This window comes from Mycobacterium sp. E3305, from assembly GCF_001666785.1.
GTDB lineage: Bacteria > Actinomycetota > Actinomycetes > Mycobacteriales > Mycobacteriaceae > Mycobacterium.
The window spans coordinates 1-26317 of sequence record NZ_LZJA01000006.1 but is presented as its reverse complement, the minus strand read 5'-3'; the positions used below and the strand labels follow the sequence as shown (position 1 = coordinate 26317).

Here is a 26317-nt window from a genome sequence, read left to right as displayed (position 1 = left end):
AGCCTCGTGTCGTGAGTCGTATCACGGCTGCTCAGCTGCGCGACGCGGTGCTCGACGACGGTTCCTTCGTCCGCTGGGACAGCGAGCCGCTCGCCGTGCCGGTCAGCGAGGCGTATTCGCGGGAATTGGCCGACGCGCGGGCGGCCACCGGCCTGGACGAATCGGTGCTGACCGGCGAGGGCCGCATCTTCGGGCGCCGAGTGGCGGTCGTGGTGTGCGAGTTCGGTTTCCTGGGCGGCTCGATCGGGGTGGCCGCGGCCGAGCGGATCACCACCGCGGTGCAGCGCGCGACCGCCGAGGGCCTGCCGTTGCTGGCCTCGCCGAGCTCCGGCGGCACCCGCATGCAGGAAGGCACGGTCGCCTTTCTGCAGATGGTGAAGATCGCCGCCGCGGTGCGCCTGCACAAGCAGGCGCACCTGCCCTACCTGGTCTACCTGCGCAATCCGACCACCGGCGGGGTGTTCGCGTCGTGGGGTTCGCTGGGTCACGTCACGGTCGCCGAGCCGGGAGCCCTGATCGGCTTTCTCGGCCCCCGGGTGTACCAGCTGCTCTATGGCGAGCCCTTCCCCGAGGGCGTCCAGACCGCGGAAAACCTGCACCGCCACGGCGTGATCGACGGTGTCGTCGCGGTCGACGAGCTCCGCGGGATGCTCGACCGCGCGCTGACCGTCATCGCCGACCCGGCCGAGCCCCTACCGGCGGCGCCGCCGCCCGAATCGATCCCCGACGTGCCGGCGTGGGACTCCGTGGTGGCGTCCCGCCGCCCCGACCGTCCGGGCGTCGGGCTGCTGTTACACCACGGCGCCACCGATCTGGTGCTGCTGTCGGGAACCGGGCGGGGGGAAGCGGCGACGACCCTGTTGGCCCTGGCCCGCTTCGCCGGACAGCCCGCGGTGGTTCTGGGACAGCAGCGCGTGACGGGCGGGATGGTGGGCCCCGCGTCGCTGCGGGAGGCCCGGCGCGGCATGGCCCTGGCGGCCGAGCTGCGCCTGCCGCTGGTGTTGGTGATCGACACCGCGGGGCCCGCGCTGTCGGCCGACGCCGAACAGGGCGGGCTGGCCGGCCAGATCGCCCAGTGCCTGGCCGAGCTGGTCACGCTCGACACCCCGACTGTGTCGGTGCTGCTCGGCCAGGGCAGCGGTGGGCCGGCGCTGGCCATGGTGCCCGCCGATCGGGTGCTGGCGGCGTTGCACGGCTGGCTGGCGCCCCTGCCGCCGGAGGGCGCCAGCGCGATCGTCTTCCGCGACACCGATCACGCCGCGGAACTGGCCGCCGCGCAAGGCATTCGGTCGCTCGATCTGCTGGTGTCGGGCATTGTCGACGCCGTGGTGCCGGAGCATCCCGATGCCGCCGATGAACCGGTCGAGTTCTGCCAGCGACTCTCGCACGCCATCGCCGCCGAGGTGCACGGGCTGCGCGCGCTACCGGCAACCGAGCGGCTGGCCGCTCGGTTGCGGCGTTACCGCCGAATCGGCTTGCCCTGAGATCGCGCCCAGCGACTCGCGACACAAAAACCACGCACGCGACACGCCGGAAGACGTCGCCGTGGTTTGACTCTCCCGATCACCCGTCCGGCAGTCCGAGGTAGCGCTGAATGGTCGGGCCGAGCCAGTCGACGATCTCGTCGCGGCTCATCTGGACGACCGGAGGCAGCCGTAACACGAAGCGGCACAATGCCATACCGAGGATTTGGGTCGCGATCAGCCCGGCCCGCACGCCGGAGTCTCGGGGCGGGACGAAGGCCTCCACCAGTGGCCGGATCTGGGCACCGAAGATCTCGTGCATACGTTGCGCCGCTTCGCCATTAGTGGTGCTGGATCGCAGCAGGATCACCAGCGCCTCGTCGCCTTCCCAGCGTTCGAGGAAGTGCCGAACCAGCGACCGCCCGACCTGGGCCGGGTCGGTACTCGTGAAGTCGGGGAACCGCAGGTCGAACTCGGCCGCGGCGGCGAACAGCTTGTCCTTGCTGCCGTAGTAACGCATGACCATCGCGGGATCGATGCCCGCGTCGGCGGCGATGGCCCGAATCGTCGCGCCCTGAAAGCCCACCGCGCCGAAGCGCTCGCGGGCCGCCGCCAGGATCACCGCCTTCGTCTCGTCTGCTGACCGTCTCATGTCAACAATTGTAGGCCAACAACTGTTGACATAGCCCCGCCGGCGCGCCAGCATGGGGTTATGCCAACAAGCGTTGACTAACTCACGAGGGAGAGGAGCCGACCATGAACGACACCGATGTCCTGGTGGTAGGCGCCGGTCCGACCGGCCTGACACTCGCTGCCGCGCTACTCAGCCGCGGAATTCGGGTGACCGTGGTGGACAAGCTGGCCTCGGGCGCCAACACGTCCCGCGCCGCGGCCGTCAACGCCCGCACCCTGGAAGTGCTCGAAGAGCTCGACGTCACCCGGCGGATGGTCAAGGCCGGGGTGATCGCACCGCGATTCACCATGCGACAGGGCCGGCGCGTCTTGATCCCCGTCGATTTCAGCGAGCTGCCGACCGAACACCCGTACACCCTGATGCTTTCCCAGGCCGACACCGAGCGGCTGCTGCTCGAGCGGCTGCACGAACTCGGCGGCGACGTGGTCCGGCCCAAGACGTTGCGCGGCATCACCCAGGATGCCGACGGCGTCACGGCGACGTTCGACGACGGCGACACGATCAGAGCCCGCTACGCCGTCGGCGCGGACGGTATGAACAGCACTGTTCGCACGCAAGCCGGAATCGGCTTCACCGGTGGCGAATTCGCGGAGTCTTTTACGCTCGCTGACGTACGAGTGACCGGCAAAGCGCCCGGCAATGAGGTGATCCTGTTCTACGCCAAAGACGGCCTGACGGTTCTGGCACCGCTGCCCGGTGGCATCTTCCGCGTCGTCGCCCCCACCGCCGATGCGCCGCAACAGCCTTCGGCGAAGTTTGTCCAGGCACTCCTGGACACTCGCGGATTCGGGCCGGGCCAAACGGTCGTGACCGAGCTGGTGTGGGGATCGCGGTTCCACATCCATCACCGCGTCGCCGACAGCTACCGGGCCGGCCGGCTGTTGCTGGCCGGTGACGCGGCCCACGTGCACAGCCCCGCGGGGGGTCAGGGGATGAACCTGGGGATCACCGACGCGGTGGCGCTGGCCGGGGCTCTCGCCGAGGTCCTGGGGGGCGGCCCGGAAACCGCGCTGGACGCGTACAGCGCCGCCCAGCGCCGACGCGCGGAGCGGGTCCTGAAACTGACCGGACGCCTGACGCGGGTGGCGACGCTGCCGCGCCCGTTGCGGCCGCTCCGCAACATCGGAATGCGCCTGGCCGCAGGGGTTCCGGCGGTCCGACGGCGGCTGGCGCTGCGGCTGAGCGGCCTCGCGACCCAGTGATCGCTGGGCCAGACGAGGTGGGCGATCCATGATCCCGACTCGGATCCGAACACCCGACCAGCGAATGTCCAATTCCGCCAAAGAGTTTGGCGCGGTCACGCCGATACCAGCACGCGATTTCGGCGCAGCGTCGAAAACGTAACCTTTTAGGCAACGGTGGCCCATCCAGGGCACCGCCCCGCGCGACAATCAGGCAAGATGGGCGGCATGGACACTGGTGGGACTTCGCCTCGCGTCTTGGTCGTCGACGACGACTCCGATGTGCTCGCCTCGCTGGAACGCGGCCTGCGGCTGTCCGGATTCGAGGTGTCGACCGCGGTCGACGGCGCCGAAGCCTTGCGCAGCGCCACCGAGACCCGGCCCGACGCGATCGTGCTCGACATCAACATGCCCGTGCTGGACGGCGTCAGCGTCGTCACGGCGCTCCGGGCCATGGACAACGACGTGCCGGTCTGCGTGCTGTCCGCCCGCAGTTCGGTCGACGACCGGGTCGCCGGGCTGGAGGCCGGCGCCGACGACTACTTGGTCAAACCGTTCGTGTTGGCCGAGCTCGTCGCGCGGGTGAAGGCGCTGCTGCGCCGACGCGGCGCGACCGCAACCTCCTCCTCGGAGACCATCACCGTGGGCCCGCTGGAAGTGGACATTCCCGGCCGGCGGGCCCGGGTCAACGGCGTCGACGTCGACCTGACCAAGCGGGAATTCGACCTGCTGGCCGTGCTGGCCGAGCACAAGACCGCGGTGCTGTCCCGCGCGCAGCTGTTGGAGCTGGTGTGGGGTTACGACTTCGCCGCCGACACCAACGTCGTCGACGTGTTCATCGGCTATCTGCGCCGCAAGCTCGAGGCCAACGGCGGTCCCCGGCTGCTGCACACCGTCCGCGGCGTAGGGTTCGTCCTGCGCATGCAGTAACCAGGCGAGCGGCCATGAATTTTCTGTCCCGGATCCTGACCCGTACGCCATCGCTACGCGCCCGCGTTGTGGTCGCGACGGTCATCGGCGCAGCGATTCCCGTGCTCATCGTCGGCGTCGTCGTCTGGGTGGGCATCACCAACGACCGCAAGGAACGGCTGGACCGCCGCCTCGACGAGGCCGCGGGCTTCGCCATCCCCTCCCTGCCGCGCGGCCTCGACGAAATCCCGCGCTCCCCCTACAACAACGACGCCATCATGACCATCCGCCGCGGTGACCTGGTCAAGTCGAATTCCAACGTGACGCTGCCCAAACTGGACGTCGACTACGCCGACGCGTACGTCAACGGCGTGCGGTACCGGGTGCGCACGGTGACGATTCCGGCGCCCGAACCGACCTCGCTGGCCGTGGGCGCGACGTACGACGCGACTCTCGCCGAGACCAACAACCTGCACCGTCGGGTGCTGCTGATCTGCGGCTTCGCCATCGGCGCGGCCGCCGTGTTCGCGTGGCTGCTGGCCGCGTTCGCCGTGCGCCCGTTCAAACAGCTCGCCCAGCAGACCCGGTCGATCGACGCGGGCGACGAGGCGCCGCGGGTGGAGGTGCACGGCGCCACCGAGGCCGTCGAGATCGCCGAAGCCATGCGCGGCATGCTGCAGCGCATCTGGAACGAGCAGAACCGGACCAAGGAGGCACTGGCGTCGGCCCGCGACTTCGCCGCCGTGTCCTCACACGAGCTGCGCACCCCGCTGACCGCGATGCGCACCAACCTCGAGGTGCTGTCCACGCTGGATATGACCGACGACCAACGCAAGGAGGTGCTGAGCGACGTCATCCGCACCCAGTCGCGCATCGAAGCCACCTTGAGCGCCCTCGAGCGGCTGGCCCAGGGCGAACTGTCGACCTCCGACGACCATGTGCCCGTCGACATCACCGAGCTGCTCGACCGCGCCGCCCACGACGCGATGCGCATCTACCCCGACCTCGACGTGTCACTGGTCCCGTCGCCGACGTGCATCATCGTCGGCTTGCCGGCCGGGTTGCGCCTCGCGGTGGACAACGCCATCGCCAACGCCGTCAAACATGGCGGCGCGACCCGTGTCCAGCTGTCGGCGGTCAGCTCCCGCGCCGGCGTCGAGATCGCGGTCGACGACAACGGCAGCGGCGTGCCCGAAGACGAACGCGACGTCGTGTTCGAGCGGTTCTCCCGCGGGTCGACCGCCTCGCATTCGGGCTCGGGCCTGGGGCTGGCGCTGGTGGCCCAGCAAGCCCACCTGCACCGCGGGACGGCGGCGCTGGAGAGCAGCCCGCTGGGCGGCGCCCGGCTGGTGCTGCGGCTCCCCGGCCCCAGCTAGCGCGACTTTGTCGAAGGCACAAGGCTTTTGACTCGATCCCCCGGCCGCATGTACGCGCGGCCCGTGATGGGTGACCTACCGGGACGACCCCCGCCGGGTCGGGCACACTGGAGCGATGGCCAACGGCAACAAACCGACCGACAACGAAACCCTGGCACACATCCGCGACCTGGTCGCCGAGGAGAAGGCCCTGCGGGCGCAGCTGCAACAGCGCGACATCTCCGAATCGGAGGAGCATGATCGCCTGCGGCGGCTCGAGGTCGAGCTGGACCAGTGTTGGGACCTGCTGCGGCAGCGTCGCGCTCTGCGCGACAGCGGCGGTGACCCCCACGAGGCCGAGGTGCGTCCGCCCGACGAGGTCGAGGGCTACCTGAACTGAGCCACGCCGCAGATGTCGACGCCGTCGTCATAGGGGGCGGCCATAACGGCCTGGTGGCCGCGGCGTATCTGGCCCGGGCGGGCCTTCGGGTGCGGTTGCTGGAGCGGCTCGGACACACCGGCGGAGCGGCCGTCTCGGCGCAGGCGTTCGACGGGGTGGGTGTGCGGCTGTCGCGGTATTCCTATCTGGTCAGCCTGTTGCCGCCCCGCATCGTCGACGATCTGGGCGCCGGGGTGCGGCTGGCGCGGCGGCGGTACTCCTCCTACACGCCCGACCCGGCGACCGATGGCCGCCGTGGGTTGTTGATCGGCGCGGGCGGTGACACGTTCGCCGCGATCGGCGCCGGCCCCGACGAGCACGGGTTCGCCGCCTTCTACGACAGCTGCCGACTGGTGACCCAGCGGCTCTGGCCGACGCTGCTGGAACCGCTGCTCACCCGCGAGCAGGCCCGCCGGCGAGTCGCCGAAGGCACCGAAGCGGCGGCCGCGTGGCACGCGTTGATCGACGAGCCGATCGGGCGTGCCATCACCGCGGCCGTCGGCAACGACGTCGTCCGCGGCGTCATCGCGACCGACGCCCTGATCGGAACGTTCGCTCGCCTCGACGACCCGGCGCTGACCCAGAACGTCTGCTTCCTGTATCACGTGCTGGGCGGCGGGACCGGCGACTGGGACGTCCCGGTCGGCGGGATGGGCGCGCTGACCGGGGCCCTGGCGGCCGCCGCGGTGCGTCATGGTGCCGAAATCACCACCGGCGCCGAGGTTTACGCCGTCGAACCGGACGGTCTGGTGCGTTACCGGGCCCGCGATGCGGAGCACGTCATCCGGGCCCGGTTCGTGCTCGCGGGCGTCACACCGGCGGTACTGGCCGGCCTGCTCGGTGAACGACCGCCGACCCCCGCCCAGGGCGCGCAGGTCAAGGTCAACATGGTGCTGCGCCGGCTGCCGCGGTTGCGTGACGACGCGGTCACGGCCGAACAGGCCTTCGCCGGCACGTTTCACGTCAACGAAGCCTGGACCCAATTGGATACGGCATACGCGCGGGCAGCCGCCGGGCATGTCCCGGATCCGTTGCCCTGCGAGGCATATTGTCATTCGCTGACCGACCCGAGCATCCTGTCGGTCGACCTGCGCGAGGCGGGCGCTCACACGATGACGGTGTTCGGGCTGCACACCCCGCACTCGCTGTTCGACGGCACCTACTCCGGGGCGCTGCGTGACCGGCTGACCGAGTCGGTGCTGTCGTCGCTGAATTCCGTTCTGGCCGAACCAATTCAGGAAGTGCTGCTGCGCGATGCGCACGGACGCCCCTGCATCGAGACGACGACCACCCTCGACCTGCACCGCACGCTGCGCATGACGGCCGGCAACATCTTCCATGGCGGACTGGCGTGGCCATTCGCGGACGACGACGACCCGCTGGACACGCCGGCGCGGCAATGGGGGGTGGCCACCGCGCACGAGCGGATCATGCTATGCGGCTCGGGCGCCCGCCGCGGCGGTGCCGTGTCGGGCATCGGCGGGCACAACGCCGCCATGGCGGTGCTCGCCTCGCTGTGACTACCTGAGGTAGCGACCCGCCACTACCGCGCGTCGATGGTCTTGTAGTCGCGCTCGGTGTAGCCGGTGTAGATCTGGCGCGGGCGGCCGATCTTGCTGTCACCCTCGTCGTGCATCTCACGCCAGTGCGCGATCCAGCCGGGCAACCGGCCCAACGCGAACAGCACCGTGAACATCCGGACCGGGAAGCCCAGGGCCCGGTAGATCAAACCGGTGTAGAAGTCGACGTTCGGGTAAAGCTTGCGCTCGACGAAGTAGTCGTCGGTCAGCGCCGCCTCTTCCAATTCCTTGGCGATGTCCAGCAGCGGGTCGCCGCCGAGCTTGGCCAGGATCTTGTCGGCCTGTTCCTTGACGATGCGCGCGCGGGGGTCGTAGTTCTTGTAGACCCGGTGGCCGAAGCCCATCAGCTTGACGCCCTCTTCGCGGTTCTTCACCTTGCGGACGAACTCGCTGACGTCGTCGCCGCTTTCGCGGATCTGCTCGAGCATCTCGAGCACCGCCTGATTGGCGCCGCCGTGCAGCGGGCCCCACAGCGCGTTGATGCCACCGGAGATCGAGGTGAACAGGTTGGCCCGCGACGACCCCACCAGCCGCACCGTCGACGTCGAGCAGTTCTGCTCGTGGTCGGCGTGCAGGATGAGCAGCATGTCCAGCGCCCGGACCACCTCGGGGTCGGCCTGGTAGGGCTCGGCCGGCAGCCCGAACGTCATCCGCAGGAAGTTCTCCACCAGCGTCAGGTTGTTGTCCGGGTAGAGGAACGGCTGCCCGACGGACTTCTTGTACGCGTACGCGGCGATGGTGGGCAGCTTCGCGAGCAGGCGGATCGTCGACAGCTCGACCTGGTTGTTGTCCATCGGGTCGAGCGCGTCGGGGTAGTAGGCGCTCAGCGCGTTCACCACGCTGGACAGCACCGGCATGGGGTGCGCGTTGCGGGGGAAGCCGTCGAAGAAGCGCTTGAGGTCCTCGTGCAGCATGGTGTGCAGCTGGATCCGCTTGGTGAACTCCGCGAGCTGGTCGGAGTCCGGCAGCTCGCCGTAGATCAGCAGGTAGCTCACCTCGATGAAGGTCGACTTCTCGGCTAGCTGCTCGATCGGGTAGCCGCGGTACCGCAGAATTCCGGCGTCACCGTCGATGTAGGTGATCGCGCTCTTGCACGCGGCGGTGTTGACGAAGCCGTTGTCGAAGGTGGTGTGCCCGGTCTTGGACAACAGGGGACCGAGCGCAATGCCGTCAGCACCTTCGGTGGCGTGAACGATTTCCAGGTCGATCTCGCCCCCCGGGTACTTCAGAGTTGCGGTGTCGTCGGTGTCGGCCACGAGAACCCCTTTGCGCTCTGACTGGTATGGCTGCCCTGACTAGGGGCTTACAGGTGAAGGTAGTCGTTGTCGCGTTCGCGTGCCTGCCCGGGGTCGAGTCTGCGGCGTCGCACCGATCCCGGGCGCGGGCTAGGGCTGGAGGCGATCGACACGGGCGCCGGCGACCCGGATCCGGTTATGCAACCGGTTCTCCCGCCCCTGCCAGAATTCGACCGACTCCGGAGCGAGCAGGTAACCGCCCCAGCCCGGCGGCACCGGGATCTGGTCTTGGTCGGCGAACCGCGCGGTCACCTCGGCCAGCTGGTCGAGGAGCGCCGCGCGCGACTCGATCGGCTGAGACTGCTGCGATGCCCACGCGCCCAGTTGCGAGCCGCGCGGCCGCTTGGACCAGTAGTCCTCGGTGTCCTGCCGGGTGACCTTGCTCACCGGCCCCCGAAGGTGCACCTGCCGCCCCAGTTGGTACCAGGGAAACGTCGCCGACGCGTACGCGGTAGCGGCCAAATCGGCGCCCTTGGCCGAGTCATAGTTGGTGAAAAATGTGATCCCCGACTCGTCCACGCTCTTGCACAACACCGATCGACTCGCCGGCCTGCCGTCGGCGACGGTGGCCAGCACCATGGCGTTGGGCTCGGCGACGCCGGACCGCTCGGCGTCATCGATCCATTTGCGCAGCAAGGCAACCCAACCGTCGTCGAGCCAATCCGCGTCGAGATCGGGACTGCCGTCCTTTTCCACCGATCCGTATTCCACGCGCATCCTTTGCAGGTGCTCGGGGTCTGGTCCTGCCATCGCGCCAACGCTACCGGGGCTTGCTACCGGCCGGTAGCGTCCGCCCGAGGGTGGGGTGCGAGAATTTTGCCTATGACTGTGGTCCCCGAAGACTTTGTTCCCGGCCTCGAAGGCGTGGTCGCCTTCACGACCGAGATCGCCGAGCCGGATAAGGACGGCGGTGCACTGCGCTACCGCGGAGTCGACATCCAAGACCTGGTGGACCAGCAGGTCACCTTCGGTGACGTGTGGGCCCTACTGGTCGACGGCAAGTTCGGCCACGGATTGCCGCCCGCCGAGCCGTTCCCGCTGCCCATCCACACCGGCGACGTGCGCGTCGACGTGCAGGCGGGCCTGGCGATGCTGGCCCCGATCTGGGGCTACCGGCCCCTGCTCGACACCGACGACGCCACGGCGCGCGACCAGCTGGCCCGGGCGTCGGTGATGGCGCTGTCCTACGTCGCGCAGTCCGCCCGCGGCATCTACCAGCCGGCCGTTCCGCAGCGAATTATCGACGAATGCTCAACTGTGACAGCACGGTTCATGACGCGCTGGCAGGGCGAGCCGGATCCGCGGCACGTCGAAGCGATCGACGCCTACTGGGTGTCGGCCGCCGAGCACGGCATGAACGCCTCGACGTTCACCGCGCGCGTGATCGCCTCGACAGGGGCCGACGTCGCGGCGGCGTTGTCCGGGGCGATCGGGGCCATGAGCGGACCGCTGCACGGCGGCGCGCCGGCCCGTGTGCTGCCGATGATCGAAGAGGTCGAGCGCACCGGCGACGCCCGCGCCCTGGTCAAGAAGATCCTGGACAGCGGCGACAAGCTGATGGGCTTCGGGCACCGGGTCTACCGCGCGGAGGACCCGCGGGCGCGGGTGCTGCGCGCGACCGCCGAGCGGCTCGGCGCACCACGCCACGAGGTCGCGGTCGCCCTGGAGCAGGCCGCCCTGGCCGAGCTGCGCGAGCGCCGCCCGGACCGGGCCATCGAGACCAACGTCGAGTTCTGGGCGGCGGTGATCCTGGACTTTGCCCAGGTCCCGGCCAACATGATGCCCGCGATGTTCACCTGCGGGCGCACCGCGGGATGGTGCGCGCACATCCTCGAGCAGAAGCGGCTCGGTAAGCTGGTTCGCCCGTCGGCCATCTACGTGGGACCGGGCCCGCGCAGCCCGGAGTCCGTCGAGGGTTGGGACCGCAGCCTCACCCACGCCTGAGGCAGGACCGCTGTCGGCCGTTGCGCACGAGCGTAACGGCATCGCGAATTTCGGCTCAATTCTTCGCACCGGCGCTACGCTCGCGTGCGCTTGTTGTCGGTGCCCGGCGATTAAATGAGTGTCGCCGCGATGAGTTTGTGTCGCGGGCGCAGTCATAACTCGCGAGCCTGCCCGCTTCGGGCCGGCCTGGGAACCGACAGCAAGGAGAACCACAATGGCGATCAATATCGAGCCGGCCCTGTCCCCGCACCTGGTGGTCGACGACGCGGCCGCGGCGATCGACTTCTACGTCAAGGCCTTTGGCGCCGAGGAGATCGGGCGGGTGCCCCGCCCGGACGGGAAACTCGTCCACGCCGCGGTGCGCATCAACGGCTTTCTGGTCATGCTCAACGACGACTTCCCCGAGGTGTGTGGCGGCAAGTCGATGACGCCCAAGTCCTTGGGCGGCACCCCGGTGACCATCCACCTGACGGTCACCGACGTCGACGCCAAGTTCCAGCGGGCGCTGGACGCGGGCGCCACCGTCGTCGCTCCGTTGGACGATCAGTTCTGGGGTGACCGCTACGGCGTGGTCGCGGACCCGTTCGGCCACCACTGGTCGATGGGACAGCCGGTCCGCGAGGTCGGCTACGACGAGATCCAGGCGGCGATGGCCGGGCAGGGCGCCGGCTAGCCGAGCAGGCGGTCCAGCAGCCGGCGCCGCGGCGGCGGCCCGGCGGCGGCAGCGGCGGCGAGCATGTCGGCGACCTCGGTGAATTTGGCTCGCGGCCGACCGTCGGCGCTGCCGCGGGCGACCTCGGCGGCGTCGATGGCCCGCCAGCCGCGGGCATCGACGGCGTCGGGCTGCCGGTCCCGCACCAGCTCGGCCAGCGCCTCGGGCTGCCCCACCGGATCGCCGAGCCTGCCGGCGTTGAAGTCGGCCACCAGGGCGTGAACGGTCTGCAGCGAACACGACTTGTTCGTGCCGATGAACCCGCTCGGGCCGCGCTTGATCCAGCCCGCGACATAGGCTCCGGACACCGGTTGCCCGGAGTCGGGGTCGACCACGCGCCCGCCCTCGTTCGGAACGACCGCCGCGGACTCGTCGAACGGCAGGCCCGCAATCGGCTTGCCGCGGTAGCCGATCGACGTCAGCACCAGGCCGGCGTCCAGCCTGCGCAACTCGTCGCCCCCGGTCGCCGCGAACTCCACGCCGGTGGCGCGTTGCTCACCCAGAACCCGCTTCGGGGTGAGCTGGTAGGCCAGCCGGATCCGCGGACGGCCGTTCCCCTGGGCCGGCGACGAGTCGTCGCCGAGCGTGGTGAGGATTTCCAGCTTGCGTTTCGTCAGGCCGTCCGTCGCGGTGGCGAGGTCGGCCGCGACCCGCTCGTGGTCGGCCGCGCTGAGCACGACATCGGACGAGCCCGTGAGCCCGATCAGTTCGGGCAGGGTGAACGCCGAATGGGCGGGGCCGCGCCGGGCGGCGACCACTATTTCGCGGACCGCCGAAGCGCGCAGCGTCACCAGCGCACGGTCGGAGATGTCGGTGCGCGCCAGGTCGTCGGGGTTGGCCGTGAGCACACGGGCCACGTCCAGGGCGACGTTTCCGTTGCCGATGATCACCACCCGCTCATGGCTGAGATCGACTGGCAGACCGGCGAACTCGGGATGCCCGTTGATCCACGCGACCAATTCGGTGGCGGTTCCGGTGCCCGGTAGGCCCATGCCCTCGATCTGCAGGCGACGGTCGTCGGGGGCCCCGACGGCGTACAACACGGCATGGTGGTGGGCGAGCAGATCCGCGTGGCTCAAGTGCCTGCCGACCTCGACATTGAGGTAGAACCGGAAGCGCCGGTGACCGGCGACTCGATCGAACAGCCGCGTGACGCGCTTGGTGTTCTGATGGTCGGGCGCCACCCCGGCGCGCACCAGCCCGTAGGGCGTCGGCAGCTTCTCAAAGACGTTGACCCGCACGCCATGCTGCGTGAGCAGTTCGTCGGCGGCATACATGGCCGCCGGCCCGGACCCGACGATGGCCACGGTCAGTGGCCTGCGGTGGGCACGCACCTGGGCGGCCGGGATCACCGGCGCCAGCTTCGACGTCGGGGGCAATTTCTCGTCCGCGGGGCGGTCCGGGTAGAAGGACGCGTTGATCTCGACGAACGGCAATTGCTTGACGTCCAGGCGGGTGTCCGGCGCGATCGCGCCGACGGGACAGGCGCTCACGCACGCTCCGCAGTCCACACACGCCACCGGATCGATGTGGAGCATCTCCGAGGTGGCGAAGCCGGGCTCATCGGGCGTGGGGTGAATGCAGTTCACCGGGCACGCGAAAACACAGGACCCGTCGTTACAGCACGACTGGGTAATGACGTGCGGCATAGGCGATTACCCGCGCGGTCCTAGGCGGCCGGCGCCGCGGCCAGGTGCTGACGCTGCGGCTCGCTTCGGTAACGCGACGGCTTGCCGTCGATCTTGCAGAGTCGCCACATGAGCCGCGCGGAACGCGTCTCCATCAGCCCGGTGTCGTGGGCCAGCATCCGGACATCACCGAACATGTCGCTCAACCACTTTCGCGATTCCGGCGACCGGAAGAACAGCTCCCGCTTCACCTCGCGCGGGATGTCGAACTCCTGCCAGAACGCTTTGGGCGGCACGACGATTGCCCTGCAGAGGACCTTCATCGTCAGGGGCAGGTACAGCGCCGTCCAGAACCGCTGCCTGCGTGTCAATTGCGGCACCCGCTTGCGCAGGAACTCATGGGCGAAGGAGATGTGCCGAGCTTCCTCGGCGACGTGAATGGCCATCACCCGCTCCATGATCGGGTGCAGCGACTTGCCCTCGCGCAGAACGTTTTTCTGCGTGTGATCGATCGGCTCTTCCCCGGCGAGCACGCCGATGAAGAACGCCACCGGCAACGGACCGGCCACCAGCGGAACCAACGGCGAGAGCCACTTGAGCAGTCGCGGCATGCCCGGGACGTCGGCGCCGACGCGGTTGACCATCTCCTGGAACATCATGGTGTGGTTGCACTCTTCGACGGATTCGTGCAGGCAGTACCGGTATTCGGGGGACCCGTTGGGCACCCAGAACGTGTAGTTCATCAGGCCGCGGATCAGGATCGACTCGAAGTGCAGCCCTACCTTGGCGACGTTGGCCTGGCGCCACATGCCGATTTTGATCTTGCGCTCGTCGGACTGCGCCTGGTACCAGGGATGACGCCCCAGCGGGTCGGTCGCCGGCAAGATCCACCGAGGATCGTTCTCGGTGACGGCGAATTCCGTTGAGTCCCAATCGATGTCGGTGTACGGGTTGAAGTTCCGCCGCACCGACCCCTCGGACAGTGTGGCAAGCGTGTTGACGTACTCGGTATCGTCGCGCACTTCCATATTGCGGCGCCAACGCCGAACCATGCGTGTCCTGGCCATATCCAAGCCTCCCCAACGAGGTTTACATTTGGACGTGCTGTGTCCAGACAGTACCGCAGGTACCGCATATCTTCCAGACCCCCGGCGGGCACTGTGGCCTGACCAGTGGTCAGCGTTTTGGTGTGCCCTGCGTCACACCCCGTTGAACACTCCGCTGTGCGCGGCCAGGCGTTTTGCGCCGGAGGAAGGGGTCGCCAGTCGGACCGCCGCATGGCGGGCCACGTCCGCTCACTACCCTGATGAGCATGGCTGACCAGCTCGAGATTCCCTCTGACATCAAACCCCGCGACGGCCGCTTCGGATGCGGCCCTTCCAAGGTGCGGCCAGAACAATTGGAGGCGCTGACGACCACCGCGGCCCCGCTGTTCGGCACATCGCACCGGCAGTCGCCCGTCAAGAATCTGGTGGGGCGGGTCCGGTCGGGGCTGGCCGACCTGTTCTCCGTACCGGACGGTTACGAGGTCATCCTCGGCAACGGCGGCGCGACGGCGTTCTGGGACGCGGCGGCGTTCGGACTGATCGACAAGCGCTCGCTGCACCTGTCCTTCGGCGAGTTCAGCTCGAAGTTCGCCTCGGCGGTCGCCAACAACCCTTTTATCGGCGACCCGATCGTCATCAAGGCGGACGCCGGCAGCGCACCCGAGCCGCAGAGCGATCCCTCGGTCGACGTGATCGCCTGGGCGCACAACGAGACGTCGACCGGGGTGGCGGTGCCGATCCGCCGTCCCGCCGACTCGGGCGAGGCCCTGGTCGTCATCGACGCCACCTCCGGCGCGGGCGGACTGCCGGTGGAGATCTCCGAGACCGATGCCTACTACTTCTCGCCGCAGAAGAATTTCGCCAGCGACGGTGGCCTGTGGCTGGCCATCATGAGCCCGGCAGCCCTGGCGCGGGTCGAATCCATTGCCGGGTCCGGGCGTTGGGTCCCCGACTTCCTGTCGCTGCCCATCGCGGTGGACAACAGCCTGAAGAACCAGACGTACAACACCCCCGCGGTCGGCACCCTGGCGCTGATGGCCGAGCAGATCGACTGGATGCTGGGCAACGGCGGGCTGGAGTGGTGCGTCAAGCGCACGGCCGACTCGTCCCACCGGTTGTACTCGTGGGCCCAGGAGCGGCCCTACACCACGCCATTCGTCGCCGACCCCGCCCTGCGGTCCCAGGTGGTGGGCACCATAGATTTCGCCGACGACGTCGACGCCGCGGCAGTCGCGAAGATTTTGCGGGCGAACGGCATCGTCGACGTCGAGCCGTACCGCAAACTCGGCCGCAACCAGTTGCGGGTCGGGATGTTCCCTGCGGTCGACCCCGACGACGTCAGCGCCCTGACCCAGTGCGTCGACTGGGTAGTCGAGCGGCTGTAGCCGGGCGAGCGGGGGCGGGGCCAGGCCCGCAGCCGGGCCGTAACCCGCTCGCAATCAGCACGCAACCGCCCAGCGTGTCAGCACCGGTTGTGGGCGTTAGCTGAACTAGAGTGCGCACCAGACGGGTCCGTCGACCTGCACGGAGCCTGCGAGGAGAAGCCATGCGGGAACTCAAAATGGTTGGGGTCGATGCCGACGGCAAAAACATCATCTGCGAAGCCGGCGATCGGGGGGAACCGTTCAAGCTCGCCGTCGACGATCAACTGAAAGCCGCCGTGCGCGGCGAGACCGTGTCCTCAGATCAACCGCAGCTCGATATCCAGGTCACAAACATGTTGAGCCCCAAAGAGATTCAAGCCAGGATCCGGGCTGGCGCCTCGGTCGAGCAGGTGGCTGCGGCGTCGGGCTCCGACATCTCGCGGGTCCGCCGGTTCGCGCATCCGGTTTTGCTGGAACGTGCGCGCGCCGCCGAGCTGGCAACGGCCGCTCATCCGGTGCTCGCCGACGGTCCCGCGGTACTCACGTTGCTGGAGACGGTGAGCGCCGCCCTGGTGACGCGCGGCTTGGAACCGGACAGGCTCAGCTGGGACGCCTGGCGCAACGAGGACAGCCGCTGGACCGTGCAGCTCGCGTGGAAGGCCGGCCGGTCCGACAACATCGCGCACTTCTCCTATGCCCCCGGCGCGCACGGCGGAACGGTCACGGCCGTCGACGACGCTGCCAAGGAGCTGATCGACCCGAACTTCGACCGTCCGCTGCGGCCGCTCGCGCGGGTGTCCCACGTCGACTTCGAGGAGCCGGTGAAGCCGCCCGCCGCCGCTGCTCCCGAAGACAAGCCCGCTCCCCCAGAGCAGCCGGTGCACACCCGACGGGGCAAGCCCGTCATCCCGGCTTGGGAGGACGTGCTGCTCGGCGTGCGCTCGGGGGGACAGCGCTAGACGGACGGTCGGCGCTACCGCGCCACCGTCAGCGACAGCAGCGTCAGCCACGCGCCCGCGACCCCGACCCCCGCGCCCAGCAGGAACCAGCGCAGCACCAACTTGTGCCGCCAACCCCACAGCGTGGGCGCCAGCCCGCCGGCCGCGACGACGTTGAGCCCGACGGCCAGCAGTGGATGCACCCGGATGAGTCCCAGACTCAGCACCACGATGGCGGCCCCGGTCACTGCGGCGACGAACCCGGCAACCGTCAATCCCGTTGCCCAGGGCACGGAATCGTCGGTCACGACCCGAGCCTAGCCCGCTCGTAGAACGCCAAAGCGGCCGCGGTGGCGACGTTGAGGGAGTCGGTGCCGCGCGACATCGGGATCCGCACGCGCACATCGCTCGAGCGCAATGCGGCCGGCGTGAGCCCCGGCCCCTCGGCGCCGACCAGGACGGCGACGCGGTCGTCGCGGACGGCCGCCATGGCCTCGGGCAGGGCGCAGGCCCCGGCATCCGGAGTCATCGCCAGCAGTCGAAATCCGTTTTCCCTCAGCATCGACAGCTCCGCCGGCCAGTCGGCCGCCCGCGCGTACGGGACCAGCAGGGCGTGGCCCATGGAGACGCGCACGGCGCGCCGGTAGAGCGGGTCCGCGCAACCGCTGCCGAACACCACCGCGTCCACGCCCAGTCCGGCCGCGTTGCGAAAGATGGAACCGAGGTTCTCGTGGTCGTTGACCCCCTCGAGCACCGCGACGGTGCGGGCGCGCCCGACCAGTTCGGCAAGCCCGGGCTCCGGCACCCTGCGGGCGGCCGCCAGCACGCCGCGGTTCAGGTGAAAGCCCACCACCTGAGCCATGACTTCGGCGGACGCTCGGTAGAACGGCACGGCGCTGCCCGCGAGGTCGTCCGCGAGCTCGGTGAGCCGGCGGTCGGTCCCGAGCAGGGCGTGCGGGGTGAAGCGGGAGGCCAGCATGCGCTGGACGACGAGCACGCCCTCGGCGATCACCAGGCCCTTGCCGGACGGCAGGTCGGGACGGCGGTCGACGCTGTTCAGGTCGCGGAAATCGTCGAGCCGCGGGTCGCCCGGATCGGCGACGTCCTGAACGTTCAGGCCATCGGTTCCGTCGCTCACGGGCCTTCGTCGACCAAGGCCAACATCAGGTCGGCCGCGTTGCGCAGGGTGTCGCGCTGCTCGGTGTCCAGCGTCGCCAGCCGCTTGGCCAACCACTCCTGACGGGCACGCCGGGTCGCCTTGACCAGTTCGGCGCCGGACTGGGAGACGGAGACCAGCACCTGCCGGCCATCGATGGGATGCGGGGCGCGGTCCACCAGGCCCATGTCGGCCAGCGAAGCGATCACGCGGGTCATCGACGGCGGCCGTACGCGTTCGCGGATCGCCAGCGTGCCGGGCGTCATCGGGCCCTCGTTGGCCAGCGTCGCCAGCGCCGACAGCTGGGACAACGACACTGGCGACGACGGGTTTCGGAACCGGAGTTGGCGGGCGAGCCGCATGACCGCCAGCGACAGGTCGCTGGCCAGCCGCGCATCGCTGTCAGGCATGGCGCGAGGTTACACGGAACCTCACGAAATCGGGATACGAACCGGTGAACGACGGGCTTTGATCGATGCCGCTGGGCTCACCAAATGTCGCCGAACCACCGTGCGGGCACTTAACCCGCGCTGCGCAGGCATTTTGGGGTGGGCCCGCCCGGCATGCGGGTGTTTTGGCGGGGCGCAGCGGCGGCTATGTTAATCGCGATGTCTGCTGAACCCGGCCCGAACCGCGAGCCCCCGCCGCTGCCGCCTGCGCTCCTCAACGCGTGGCCGTTCATCGCCCTCGGCGCGCTCGGCTGGGTGGCCGCGGCGGCCGCCGCATTCCTCGTGCCGTCCCTGCACAGTTGGCGCCTGCTGACACTGGCCGGGCTCGGGGTGACAGTGCTCGGGACGAGCATCTTCGTGTTGCAACTCGCGGAAGCCCGTCGGGGCGCACGCGGCGCGCAGGACGGACTCGAGAACTATTTCGACCACGGCTAGATTCCGCAATCATGCACTCGGGAGGGATCGATGGTAGCCCCGCTACTGCAAGCGCAAATCGATATCGACGCACCGGTTTCCACCGTCTGGGGGCTGATATCGGATCTTCGGCGGATGCCGGAGTGGAGCCCGCAATGTCGTTGGATGAAGGCATTCGGTCCGCTGCGCCAGGGCACGCGCACGCTCAACATCAATCGCCGTAACGGCATGTTCTGGCCGACCACCTCCACGGTCGTCGAGGTCATCCCCGAGACCAAGCTGGCGTTCCGGGTCAACACCAACAACACCATCTGGAGCTACGAGCTCCAGCCCACCGGCGCGGGCACCCGGGTGATCGAGAGCCGCCATGCCGAGAACGGCGTGACCGCGTTCTCCAACCTGTCGGTGAATGCGTTGTTCGGCGGGACCACGAACTTCGAACGCGAATTGGTCGACGGCATGAACGCCTCACTCGCCAAGATCAAGGCCGCCGCCGAAAAGGGCTAGTCCGCCTCGGGCTGCGACTCCTGCGCCTCGGGCTCGGGCTGCGACTCCGGCGCTTCGGACTCGGGCTGCGACTCCGGCGCTTCGGGCTCGGGCTGCGGCTCCGGCGCTTCGGACTCGGGCTGCGACTCCGGCGCTTCGGACTGCGGCTCGGGCGTCTCCGAAGTTGTTGTCGCGGACTCCGGTTCCGCCTGTGGGCCGCCGTCGGCGTCCTCGGGCCGGGGTTCCGCCGCCTCGGTCGACTGGTCCGCAGCCTCCGGCGGCTCTGTCGGGACGGGCGGCTCCACGACGTCGAGCACGCCATCGTCGTAGGGCTGGTAAATCGGCGAACCGGTGCCCGCAGGAGCGGGGGTGTCCGAGTGCGCGCCGCAACCGTACTGCTTGTCCACGATCTGCCCGTCGGCCGACAGCTCGTTGCCGCACACGCCGAACATCGAACCGAGCGACCCCGCCAACGGCAGGTAGAAGCCGCAGTCACGGCACACCCGTTTGGTGGAGCGCGCCATCGCCGAGTCGGGACCGTGCTCTCCGGTGTGCCAGCGTTCGGCCGCCTCCGCGCGGCCGGCGGCACTCATGACCCACCGACGGCCCAGCCCGATTTCGGCGGCGGTGTCGTCGACCTGTGGGTCGCCGCTGGCGGTGTAGCCGGGAACCAGCCTCGGGTCGTCGGCCGCGGGCGCCAGCAGGTCGCCGGGGCTCAGGTCCCCCGGACGCACCCGCTGATCCCACGGGACCCACTCGGGCGCCAGCAACGCCGTCGGTCCCGGAATCAGCACCACCTCGCTGACGGTGGCGTGATCGGCGCCGGGATGGGCGGCGACGACGACGGCCCACTGCCAGCCCTGGTAACCGGGCAGATGAGCCAGGAACCGGTGGGTGGCGGCGGCCGGGTCCTCGTAACTAACGCCCAGGTAATCGCCCACGGTCTCCGCACCACTGAACTCCACGACGGCGGTCCTGGCCTGGTCTACCGCACCCGTCAGCACGGCGGCCAAACTTTCGGGCCAGTCGGCCACGGTCGCCCCGGCGGATTGCTCGCTGGGTCCGGTCAAGGTGTCCTCTTTCTCCATTACGGTTCCAATACTAGGTTGGCGAGCCACACCCGTTACCTGCAGACGCTTGTCGTCGGCATAGGGGAGAATCGGAACGTGTCTGGACGGCGGCGTGATCATCCGGGCCGCGTGGCCTCCACTCCGGGTCGCCGGCCCGCCAATGGGGCTGGTAAACAGCATCCGGGCATGGCCAATTACCCCGCCGACGATGCCGCCGATCGGCGTGGCCGCCGTCCACCGCCGATGCCGAGCGCCAATCGCTACCTGCCGCCGATCGGCCAGCAGTCGGAACCGGATCAATACGACACCTCACCCCCACGCCCTGCCGCCCCCGGTGAACGGATCACCGTCACTCGCGCCGCCGCGCTGCGCAGCCGCGAGATGGGGTCGCGGATGTACTGGATGGTGCAACGGGCTGCCACCGCCGACGGCGCCGACAAGTCCGGCCTGACGGCCCTGACGTGGCCGGTGGTGGCCAACTTCGCGGTGGACGCCGCGATGGCCGTGGCGTTGGCCAACACGTTGTTCTTCGCGGCGGCCACCGGGGAGAGCAAGGGCCGGGTCGCGTTGTATCTGCTGATCACCATCGCGCCGTTCGCGGTCATCGCGCCGCTCATCGGCCCGGCGCTGGACCGGTTGCAGCACGGCCGGCGGGTCGCCCTCGCCGGGTCGTTCGTCCTGCGGACGGCGCTGGCGCTGGTGCTGATCATGAATTACGACGGCGCAACCGGGAGCTACCCGTCGTGGGTCCTTTATCCGTGCGCGCTGGCCATGATGGTGTTCTCCAAGTCGTTCAGCGTGCTGCGCAGCGCCGTGACGCCGCGCGTCATGCCGCCGACCATCGACCTGGTGCGGGTGAACTCGCGGCTGACCGTGTTCGGTCTGCTCGGCGGCACCATCGCCGGCGGGGCGATCGCCGCGGGCGTGGAGTTCGTCTGCACCCATCTGTTCAAGTTGCCCGGCGCGTTGTTCGTCGTCATCGCGGTCACGCTCGTCGGCGCTTCGCTGTCGATGCGGATCCCGCGCTGGGTCGAGGTCACGGCCGGCGAGGTGCCCGCCACGTTGAGCTACCGCCAGGACAGCGAACCACAGCGGCGCAGCTGGCACCATGAAGTCAAGAAGGTCGGCGGGACGCTGCGACAACCGCTGGGCCGCAACATCATTACCTCGTTGTGGGGAAACTGCACCATCAAGGTCATGGTCGGCTTTCTGTTCTTGTACCCGGCGTTCGTCGCCAAGGCGCATCAAGCCAACGGCTGGGTTCAGCTCGGCATGCTCGGGATGATCGGCGCGGCGGCCGGCATCGGCAACTTCGCCGGCAACTTCGCCGCCGCGCGCCTACAACTGGGCCGCCCCGCCGTGCTGGTGGTGCGCTGCACGCTGGCGGTCTCTGCGGTCGCGCTGGCGGCGGCGGTGGCGGGCACCCTCGCGGCGGCCGTGATCGCCACCCTGGTGACGTCCGGCAGCAGCGCCATCGCGAAGGCCTCGCTGGACGCCTCACTGCAAAACGATCTGCCCGAGGAATCGCGCGCCTCGGGATTCGGGCGTTCGGAGTCGACGCTGCAGCTGGCCTGGGTGCTCGGCGGTGCCGTGGGCGTTCTGGTGTACACCGAGTTGTGGGTGGGCTTCACCGCCGTAACCGCGCTGCTGATCCTCGGATTGGCGCAGACGCTCGTTAGCTATCAAGGGAACTCGCTGATCCCCGGACTCGGAGGTAACCGGCCCGTCATGGTGGAGCAGGAAGGCGTCCGTCGCGGCCGACCGGCGGTGGTGCCCGAGTGAAACGCAGGATGGCCGTGCTGCTCGCCGGCCTGATGACTCTGGCGTGCGTGGCCGTCGGTGTGGGCACCTGGCTGCTGGTGCGCCCGTCCGGTCCGCAGCGACCCCAGATCAGCGCGTATTCGCACGGCCACCTCACGAGGGTGGGGCCATACCTTTACTGCAGCGTGCTCAACCTCGAGGACTGCGACACGCCCCAGGCGCAGGGCGAGCTGAAGGTCAGCGAGCGCTACCCGGTGCAACTCTCGGTGCCCGACGCGATCTACCGGGCGCCGTGGCGGCTGCTGCAGGTCTACGAGGACCCGACCAACACCACCAGCACCATCTTTCGGCCGGGCACCCGGTTCGCGGTCACCATCCCGCCGGTGGACCCGCACCGCGGGCGCGTGGTCGGGATAGTGGTGCAGTTGCTGACGCTCGTCATGGATCCCGCGGGAGAGCTGCGGGATGTTCCGCACGCGGAATGGTCAGTGCGCCTTACGTATTGAGCGCCCGGGTCAGGCGCCGTGCCCAGCCGGCACCCGTTCCCCTTCGACGGGCGGGCCCGGAGGGGTCCCGTCGCCGAACGGATTGCCGCCCAGCGCTTCCCGGCCATGCGGTGACAGCCAGCTCGACAGGTCCGGCCCCTTGGGCACGATGCCGGTGGGATTGATGTCGGCGTGCACGATGTAGTAGTGCTGCTTGATCTGCACGAAGTCGACGGTGTCGCCGAACCCCGGTGTCTGGAAGAGGTCGCGCGCATACGCCCACAACACCGGCATCTCGCTCAGTTTGCTCCGGTTGCACTTGAAATGACCGTGGTAGACCGGGTCGAAGCGGGCCAATGTCGTGAACAACCGCACGTCGGCCTCGGTTATGGTGTCGCCCACCAGGTATCGCTGATCGGCCAGGCGGTCGCCGACCCAATCCAACGCGGCGAACAGCCGGTCGTACGCCGCGTCGTAGGCTTCTTGCGAGCCGGCGAACCCGCACCGGTACACCCCGTTGTTGATCTCGGTATAGACCCGCTTGTTCACGTCGTCGATCTCCGCGCGCAGCTGCTCGGGATACAGCTCCGGGGCGCCCTCGCGGTGGTAGGCGGTCCATTCCGTGGAGAAGTCCAGGGTCATCTGTGCGAAGTCGTTGGTGACGACAGCGCCGGTGGGAACGTCGACGATCGCGGGCACCGTGATGCCCTTGGGATAGTCGGGGAAGCGCTTGAAGTAGGCATCCTGCAGCCGGGGAATCTTCAAGACGGGGTCCACGCCCCCGGGGTCGAGATCGAACGTCCAGCTGCGTTCGTCGTGGGTAGGCCCGCAAAACCCAATGGACAGAACGCTTTCCAGGCCCAGCAAGCGCCGGACGATGATGGCGCGGTTGGCCCAGGGGCAGGCGCGCGCGACGACGAGCCGGTACCTGCCGGGTTCCACCGGATAGCCGTCGCGCCCGTCGGCGGTGACGCGGGTGGTGATGTAGTTCGTGTCGCGGGTGAAGTCACCTTTTCCGGCGACGTAGGCGGCCATGGTGACAATTCTGCCCCAGCCACTCGCCGCCGACCGGCGGCGAGCTAGGCGTCGAGCTCGCGGGCGACCGCGCGAACCACCTCGGAGACCCGTCGAGCCGTCTTGCGGTCCGGGTAGCGCCCCTTGCGCAGCTCGGGCTGAACGGCGCTCTCCAGCAACGTGATCATGTCCTCGACCATGCCGTGCAGTTCGTCGGGGCTGTGCTTGTGCTCGGCGGGCGTCTCGCGGCGGCCCTGAGCCTTGGTGAGGCTGGGCGGCGGCTCAATCAGCTTGAGGCTCAGCGCCTGAGGCCCGCGCCGCCCGGAGGCGATGCCGAACTCCACGCGCTGGCCCGCTTTGAGCCCCTCGACCCCAGCGGGCAACGCCGACGAGCGGACATACACGTCCTCGCCGTCCTCTTGCGACAGGAAGCCAAACCCCTTGTCGGCGTCGTACCACTTAACCTTGCCGGTCGGCACTGGTCTCACCTGCTTGTCTAACGGATCAATAGAATGGCCAACACAATAAGCGTCCCGCCTGCGCAGGACGCCGTTTGGTCCCTGATCCTACTCGGATGCTCGCCTGACGAGCACCCCCGTTATTGCCCACTCGGTACTCTGGGCATTACCGGTGGAGGAGATATGCGCCTGATCCTGAACATCATCTGGCTCGTGTTCGGCGGCCTGTGGATGGCCGCCGGATACGTGGTCGCGGCGCTTGTCAGCTTCTTGCTGATCATCACCATCCCGTTCGGCTTCGCGTCGCTGCGCATCGCCTCCTACGCGTTGTGGCCGTTCGGCCGCACCATCGTCGACAAGCCGACCGCCGGCACGGGAGCGCTGATCGGAAACGTCATCTGGGTGCTGCTGTTCGGACTGTGGCTGGCGATCGGCCACGTGGTGAGCGCGGTGGCGATGGCCGCCACGATCGTCGGCATTCCGCTGGCGCTGGCCAACCTCAAGCTGATCCCCGTGTCGTTGATGCCGCTTGGCAAGCAGATCGTTCCCGTCGGTTCGCCCTCCCAGGTGATGGCCGCATGACGCTGACCGCGCTGGGTGTGCCGACGGTGCCGGGCCGCGCCGGCGGCGGTGCCGCCCGGCACGCCCCGACCACGGGCCCGTTGGTGGACACCTACGGGCGGGTCGCCACCGACCTGCGGGTCTCGCTGACCGACCGCTGCAACCTGCGGTGCAATTACTGCATGCCGGCCGAGGGCCTGGATTGGCTGCCGGGCGAGCAACTGCTGCGGCCCGACGAGCTGACCCGCCTGATGCACATCGCCGTCACCCGGTTGGGCATCACGAGCGTGCGATTCACCGGTGGCGAACCCCTGTTGGCGCGGCACCTCGAAGAGGTGGTCGCGGCGGTGGCCGGGCTGCGGCCCCGCCCGGAGATCTCGTTGACCACCAATGGCATAGGGCTGGCGAGGCGGGCCGCCGGCCTCGCCCGGGCAGGCCTGGACCGTGTCAATGTCTCGATGGACAGCGTGGATCGCGACCACTTCGCGGCGATCACCCGCCGGGACCGGCTCGGCGACGTGCTCGACGGGCTGGCCGCCGCCCACGACGCCGGCCTGACGCCGGTCAAGGTCAACGCCGTGCTCGATCCCGTCACCGGGCGGCAGGACGTCGTCGAACTGCTGCGGTTCTGCCTCGAGCGCGGCCACCAGCTACGGGTGATCGAGCAGATGCCGCTGGATGCCGGGCACCAATGGCGCCGGGGCGCCGCGCTGAGCGCCGACGACGTGCTCGACACGCTGCGCCCCCACTTCCGGTTACGGCCCGACCCCGCGCCGCGCGGCTCGGCGCCCGCGGAGCTCTGGCTGGTCGACACCGGCCCGGGCACGCCGAGCGGAAAGTTCGGCGTCATCGCGTCGGTCTCCCACGCCTTCTGTTCGGCCTGCGATCGAACCCGCCTGACCGCTGACGGTCAGGTCCGCAGCTGCCTGTTTTCGACCGAGGAGACCGATCTTCGGGCCCTGCTGCGTAGCGGCGCGTCCGACGACGCGATCGAAGCGGCGTGGCGGGTCGCGATGTGGGGCAAGCCGGCCGGTCACGGGATCAACGACCCGAGCTTCGTCCAGCCCGACCGTCCGATGAGCGCGATCGGTGGCTAGCCCGATGGGTCATGCCGTCCAACAAGACGGGATTCAGGTGACGGTGCGCTACTTCGCCGCCGCGCGGGCGGCGGCGGGCGCCGAGTCGGAGACGGTGGTGCTGCGCCCCGGGACCACCGTGGCCGAGCTCGTCGAGCGCCTCGCCGTGCGTGGCTCCCGACTCGCCGCGGTGTTGGGCAGATGCTCCTACCTGTGCGACGGGGTCGCCGTGCGCGACGAGACCGCACCGTTACGCCCCGGAAACACGATCGACGTTCTACCCCCTTTCGCCGGCGGGTAAAACTGTGAGTTATCTCACGTAACGGAACGATAACGGCGTAATCACGCTCCGATATCGGGTGCTATGACCTGCGTGGATGCCGTGTGTCCGGAGCGTTTTCCCAGATGGCCGAGAGGGAAACGCCCGGTTTCGCAGAACGTGACGGGGCCGACAGAACCCGCTACCTTTCTCCGAAGGCTCGCCAAGACAACCGAATTGGCGGACCTCCCCTCCTATCGCGCCGAGCTCCATCCAGTAGGCGGGGCCCACTGACCAACGTGGATGGAGACGGGGGACCCACCGGTCCACCGTGATCGGACTGGGGCCGCGTGCGGCCCCTAGGGGTGAAGCCGACGTCGCTCCCCAGCGGACACGACGACGGCCGGGTGGCCTCTCCAACCCGAACCCGACAGCTGACCTCGCAGGCGCGTGACGAGAGAGGATTTTTCACGGCCTATGAGTGGACGTCACCGTAAGCCCAGCACGTCAAACATCAGCGTCGCCAAGATCGCCGTCACCGGCGCGGTCCTCGGTGGCGGCAGCATCGCCCTGGCCGGCC

The 26317-nt window shown here is 69.0% G+C and carries 27 protein-coding genes, 2 pseudogenes and 1 riboswitch; of the genes and pseudogenes, 18 read left to right on the top strand and 11 right to left on the bottom strand.

The genetic code is table 11. From position 1 onward, the window contains the following. The first annotated feature begins 11 nt into the window (after positions 1-11). Complete coding sequence (locus tag A5701_RS00745; RefSeq protein ID WP_067747465.1) at positions 12-1484, top strand: carboxyl transferase domain-containing protein; 1473 nt, start codon at positions 12-14, stop codon at positions 1482-1484. Between the two features lie 79 nt (positions 1485-1563). On the opposite strand, the gene A5701_RS00740 is transcribed toward A5701_RS00745, so the two are convergent. Further along, complete coding sequence (locus A5701_RS00740; protein WP_067747463.1) at positions 1564-2115, bottom strand: TetR/AcrR family transcriptional regulator; 552 nt, start codon at positions 2113-2115, stop codon at positions 1564-1566. A 104-nt stretch (positions 2116-2219) separates the two neighbouring features. Between A5701_RS00740 and A5701_RS00735 the strand changes: the two genes are divergently transcribed. From A5701_RS00735 to A5701_RS00715, 5 genes are all read left to right on the top strand, one after another. Then, complete coding sequence (locus A5701_RS00735) at positions 2220-3359, top strand: NAD(P)/FAD-dependent oxidoreductase (RefSeq protein ID WP_067747461.1); 1140 nt, start codon at positions 2220-2222, stop codon at positions 3357-3359. Positions 3360-3557: 198 nt separating this feature from the next. Further along, positions 3558-4268, top strand: a complete 711-nt coding sequence (gene prrA / locus A5701_RS00730; RefSeq protein ID WP_007168707.1) for a two-component system response regulator PrrA — start codon at positions 3558-3560, stop codon at positions 4266-4268. Between the two features lie 14 nt (positions 4269-4282). After that, positions 4283-5623: a HAMP domain-containing sensor histidine kinase gene (locus tag A5701_RS00725; RefSeq protein WP_067747459.1), complete on the top strand. Its 1341-nt coding sequence runs from the start codon at positions 4283-4285 to the stop codon at positions 5621-5623. Between the two features lie 115 nt (positions 5624-5738). After that, on the top strand, positions 5739-6002 hold the full coding sequence (locus tag A5701_RS00720; protein WP_067747509.1) for a DUF2630 family protein: 264 nt from the start codon (positions 5739-5741) through the stop codon (positions 6000-6002). Further along, positions 5999-7561 (top strand): NAD(P)/FAD-dependent oxidoreductase, encoded by a 1563-nt coding sequence (locus A5701_RS00715; protein WP_067747456.1) that lies wholly within the window; start codon positions 5999-6001, stop codon positions 7559-7561. Before A5701_RS00720 ends, A5701_RS00715 begins: the two co-directional genes overlap by 4 nt. Before the next feature lie 23 nt (positions 7562-7584). Here the strand turns inward: A5701_RS00715 and A5701_RS00710 are convergent, their stop codons facing one another. Together A5701_RS00710 and pdxH are read right to left on the bottom strand one after the other, a co-directional pair. Next, positions 7585-8877 carry a citrate synthase gene (locus A5701_RS00710; RefSeq protein ID WP_067747454.1) on the bottom strand — a complete coding sequence of 431 codons (1293 nt, stop codon included), beginning with the start codon at positions 8875-8877 and terminating at the stop codon, positions 7585-7587. Between the two features lie 129 nt (positions 8878-9006). Beyond that, positions 9007-9666 (bottom strand): pyridoxamine 5'-phosphate oxidase, encoded by a 660-nt coding sequence (gene pdxH / locus A5701_RS00705; RefSeq protein WP_067747452.1) that lies wholly within the window; start codon positions 9664-9666, stop codon positions 9007-9009. Positions 9667-9738: 72 nt separating this feature from the next. Here pdxH and A5701_RS00700 point away from each other — a divergent pair, with 72 nt between their 5' ends. Together A5701_RS00700 and A5701_RS00695 are read left to right on the top strand one after the other, a co-directional pair. Next, positions 9739-10860 carry a citrate synthase 2 gene (locus tag A5701_RS00700; RefSeq protein ID WP_067747450.1) on the top strand — a complete coding sequence of 374 codons (1122 nt, stop codon included), beginning with the start codon at positions 9739-9741 and terminating at the stop codon, positions 10858-10860. Between the two features lie 214 nt (positions 10861-11074). Beyond that, complete coding sequence (locus A5701_RS00695; RefSeq protein ID WP_067273505.1) at positions 11075-11533, top strand: VOC family protein; 459 nt, start codon at positions 11075-11077, stop codon at positions 11531-11533. Here A5701_RS00695 and A5701_RS00690 read toward each other — a convergent pair. Both A5701_RS00690 and A5701_RS00685 read right to left on the bottom strand, forming a co-directional pair. Further along, complete coding sequence (locus A5701_RS00690; protein ID WP_067747448.1) at positions 11530-13221, bottom strand: FAD-dependent oxidoreductase; 1692 nt, start codon at positions 13219-13221, stop codon at positions 11530-11532. The genes A5701_RS00695 and A5701_RS00690 overlap by 4 nt on opposite strands. Before the next feature lie 20 nt (positions 13222-13241). Further along, a complete protein-coding gene (locus A5701_RS00685) occupies positions 13242-14267 on the bottom strand; it encodes a diiron oxygenase (protein WP_067747445.1) in 1026 nt (341 codons plus the stop codon). A gap of 245 nt (positions 14268-14512) precedes the next feature. On the opposite strand from A5701_RS00685, the gene serC reads away from it, so the two are divergent. After that, on the top strand, positions 14513-15631 hold the full coding sequence (gene serC, locus A5701_RS00680) for a phosphoserine transaminase (protein ID WP_067747507.1): 1119 nt from the start codon (positions 14513-14515) through the stop codon (positions 15629-15631). A 161-nt stretch (positions 15632-15792) separates the two neighbouring features. Beyond that, entirely contained in the window at positions 15793-16569 is a 777-nt protein-coding gene (gene sepH, locus A5701_RS00675; protein WP_067747443.1) for a septation protein SepH, read from the top strand. Between the two features lie 14 nt (positions 16570-16583). On the opposite strand, the gene A5701_RS00670 is transcribed toward sepH, so the two are convergent. Genes A5701_RS00670 through A5701_RS00660 form a run of 3 tightly spaced genes read right to left on the bottom strand, consistent with a single transcriptional unit; the run spans position 16584 to position 18114 of the window. Next, positions 16584-16856, bottom strand: a complete 273-nt coding sequence (locus A5701_RS00670; protein WP_067747441.1) for a DUF2537 domain-containing protein — start codon at positions 16854-16856, stop codon at positions 16584-16586. After that, the gene (locus tag A5701_RS00665; RefSeq protein ID WP_067747439.1) at positions 16853-17686 is read right to left on the bottom strand and encodes an RNA methyltransferase; all 834 of its coding nucleotides are present in this window, start codon (positions 17684-17686) and stop codon (positions 16853-16855) included. Before A5701_RS00665 ends, A5701_RS00670 begins: the two co-directional genes overlap by 4 nt. Then, positions 17683-18114 carry a MarR family transcriptional regulator gene (locus A5701_RS00660; RefSeq protein WP_067747437.1) on the bottom strand — a complete coding sequence of 144 codons (432 nt, stop codon included), beginning with the start codon at positions 18112-18114 and terminating at the stop codon, positions 17683-17685. The genes A5701_RS00665 and A5701_RS00660 overlap by 4 nt, the downstream gene beginning before the upstream one ends. 198 nt (positions 18115-18312) lie before the next feature. On the opposite strand from A5701_RS00660, the gene A5701_RS00655 reads away from it, so the two are divergent. Beyond that, on the top strand, positions 18313-18588 hold the full coding sequence (locus tag A5701_RS00655; RefSeq protein WP_067747505.1) for a DUF2530 domain-containing protein: 276 nt from the start codon (positions 18313-18315) through the stop codon (positions 18586-18588). Positions 18589-18618: 30 nt separating this feature from the next. After that, entirely contained in the window at positions 18619-19074 is a 456-nt protein-coding gene (locus A5701_RS00650) for an SRPBCC family protein (protein WP_067747435.1), read from the top strand. Positions 19075-19346: 272 nt separating this feature from the next. On the opposite strand, the pseudogene A5701_RS00645 reads toward A5701_RS00650, so the two are convergent. Beyond that, positions 19347-20123, bottom strand: a pseudogene (locus A5701_RS00645) (DUF3027 domain-containing protein); the annotation flags it as partial. Positions 20124-20252: 129 nt separating this feature from the next. Here A5701_RS00645 and A5701_RS00640 point away from each other — a divergent pair. Both A5701_RS00640 and A5701_RS00635 read left to right on the top strand, forming a co-directional pair. Beyond that, positions 20253-21905: an MFS transporter gene (locus A5701_RS00640; RefSeq protein ID WP_156669855.1), complete on the top strand. Its 1653-nt coding sequence runs from the start codon at positions 20253-20255 to the stop codon at positions 21903-21905. A gap of 8 nt (positions 21906-21913) precedes the next feature. Beyond that, positions 21914-22390: a DUF2771 domain-containing protein gene (locus A5701_RS00635; protein WP_067747429.1), complete on the top strand. Its 477-nt coding sequence runs from the start codon at positions 21914-21916 to the stop codon at positions 22388-22390. 9 nt (positions 22391-22399) lie between these two features. Here A5701_RS00635 and A5701_RS00630 read toward each other — a convergent pair whose 3' ends face one another. Next, complete coding sequence (locus A5701_RS00630; protein WP_067747427.1) at positions 22400-23404, bottom strand: glutathione S-transferase family protein; 1005 nt, start codon at positions 23402-23404, stop codon at positions 22400-22402. 44 nt (positions 23405-23448) lie between these two features. Next, entirely contained in the window at positions 23449-23862 is a 414-nt protein-coding gene (locus A5701_RS00625) for a cold-shock protein (protein ID WP_067273548.1), read from the bottom strand. 162 nt (positions 23863-24024) lie between these two features. Between A5701_RS00625 and A5701_RS00620 the strand changes: the two genes are divergently transcribed. The 4 genes and pseudogenes from A5701_RS00620 to A5701_RS27860 all read left to right on the top strand — a co-directional run. Continuing rightward, positions 24025-24423 carry a YccF domain-containing protein gene (locus A5701_RS00620; RefSeq protein WP_067747425.1) on the top strand — a complete coding sequence of 133 codons (399 nt, stop codon included), beginning with the start codon at positions 24025-24027 and terminating at the stop codon, positions 24421-24423. Further along, complete coding sequence (gene moaA / locus A5701_RS00615; RefSeq protein WP_067747423.1) at positions 24420-25499, top strand: GTP 3',8-cyclase MoaA; 1080 nt, start codon at positions 24420-24422, stop codon at positions 25497-25499. The genes A5701_RS00620 and moaA overlap by 4 nt, the downstream gene beginning before the upstream one ends. Positions 25500-25503: 4 nt before the next feature. Next, the gene (locus tag A5701_RS00610; protein WP_067747420.1) at positions 25504-25779 is read left to right on the top strand and encodes a MoaD/ThiS family protein; all 276 of its coding nucleotides are present in this window, start codon (positions 25504-25506) and stop codon (positions 25777-25779) included. Between the two features lie 208 nt (positions 25780-25987). Further along, a riboswitch (cyclic di-AMP (ydaO/yuaA leader) is annotated at positions 25988-26204 on the top strand. Positions 26205-26214: 10 nt separating this feature from the next. Continuing rightward, positions 26215-26317: pseudogene (locus A5701_RS27860) on the top strand (resuscitation-promoting factor RpfA); the annotation flags it as partial.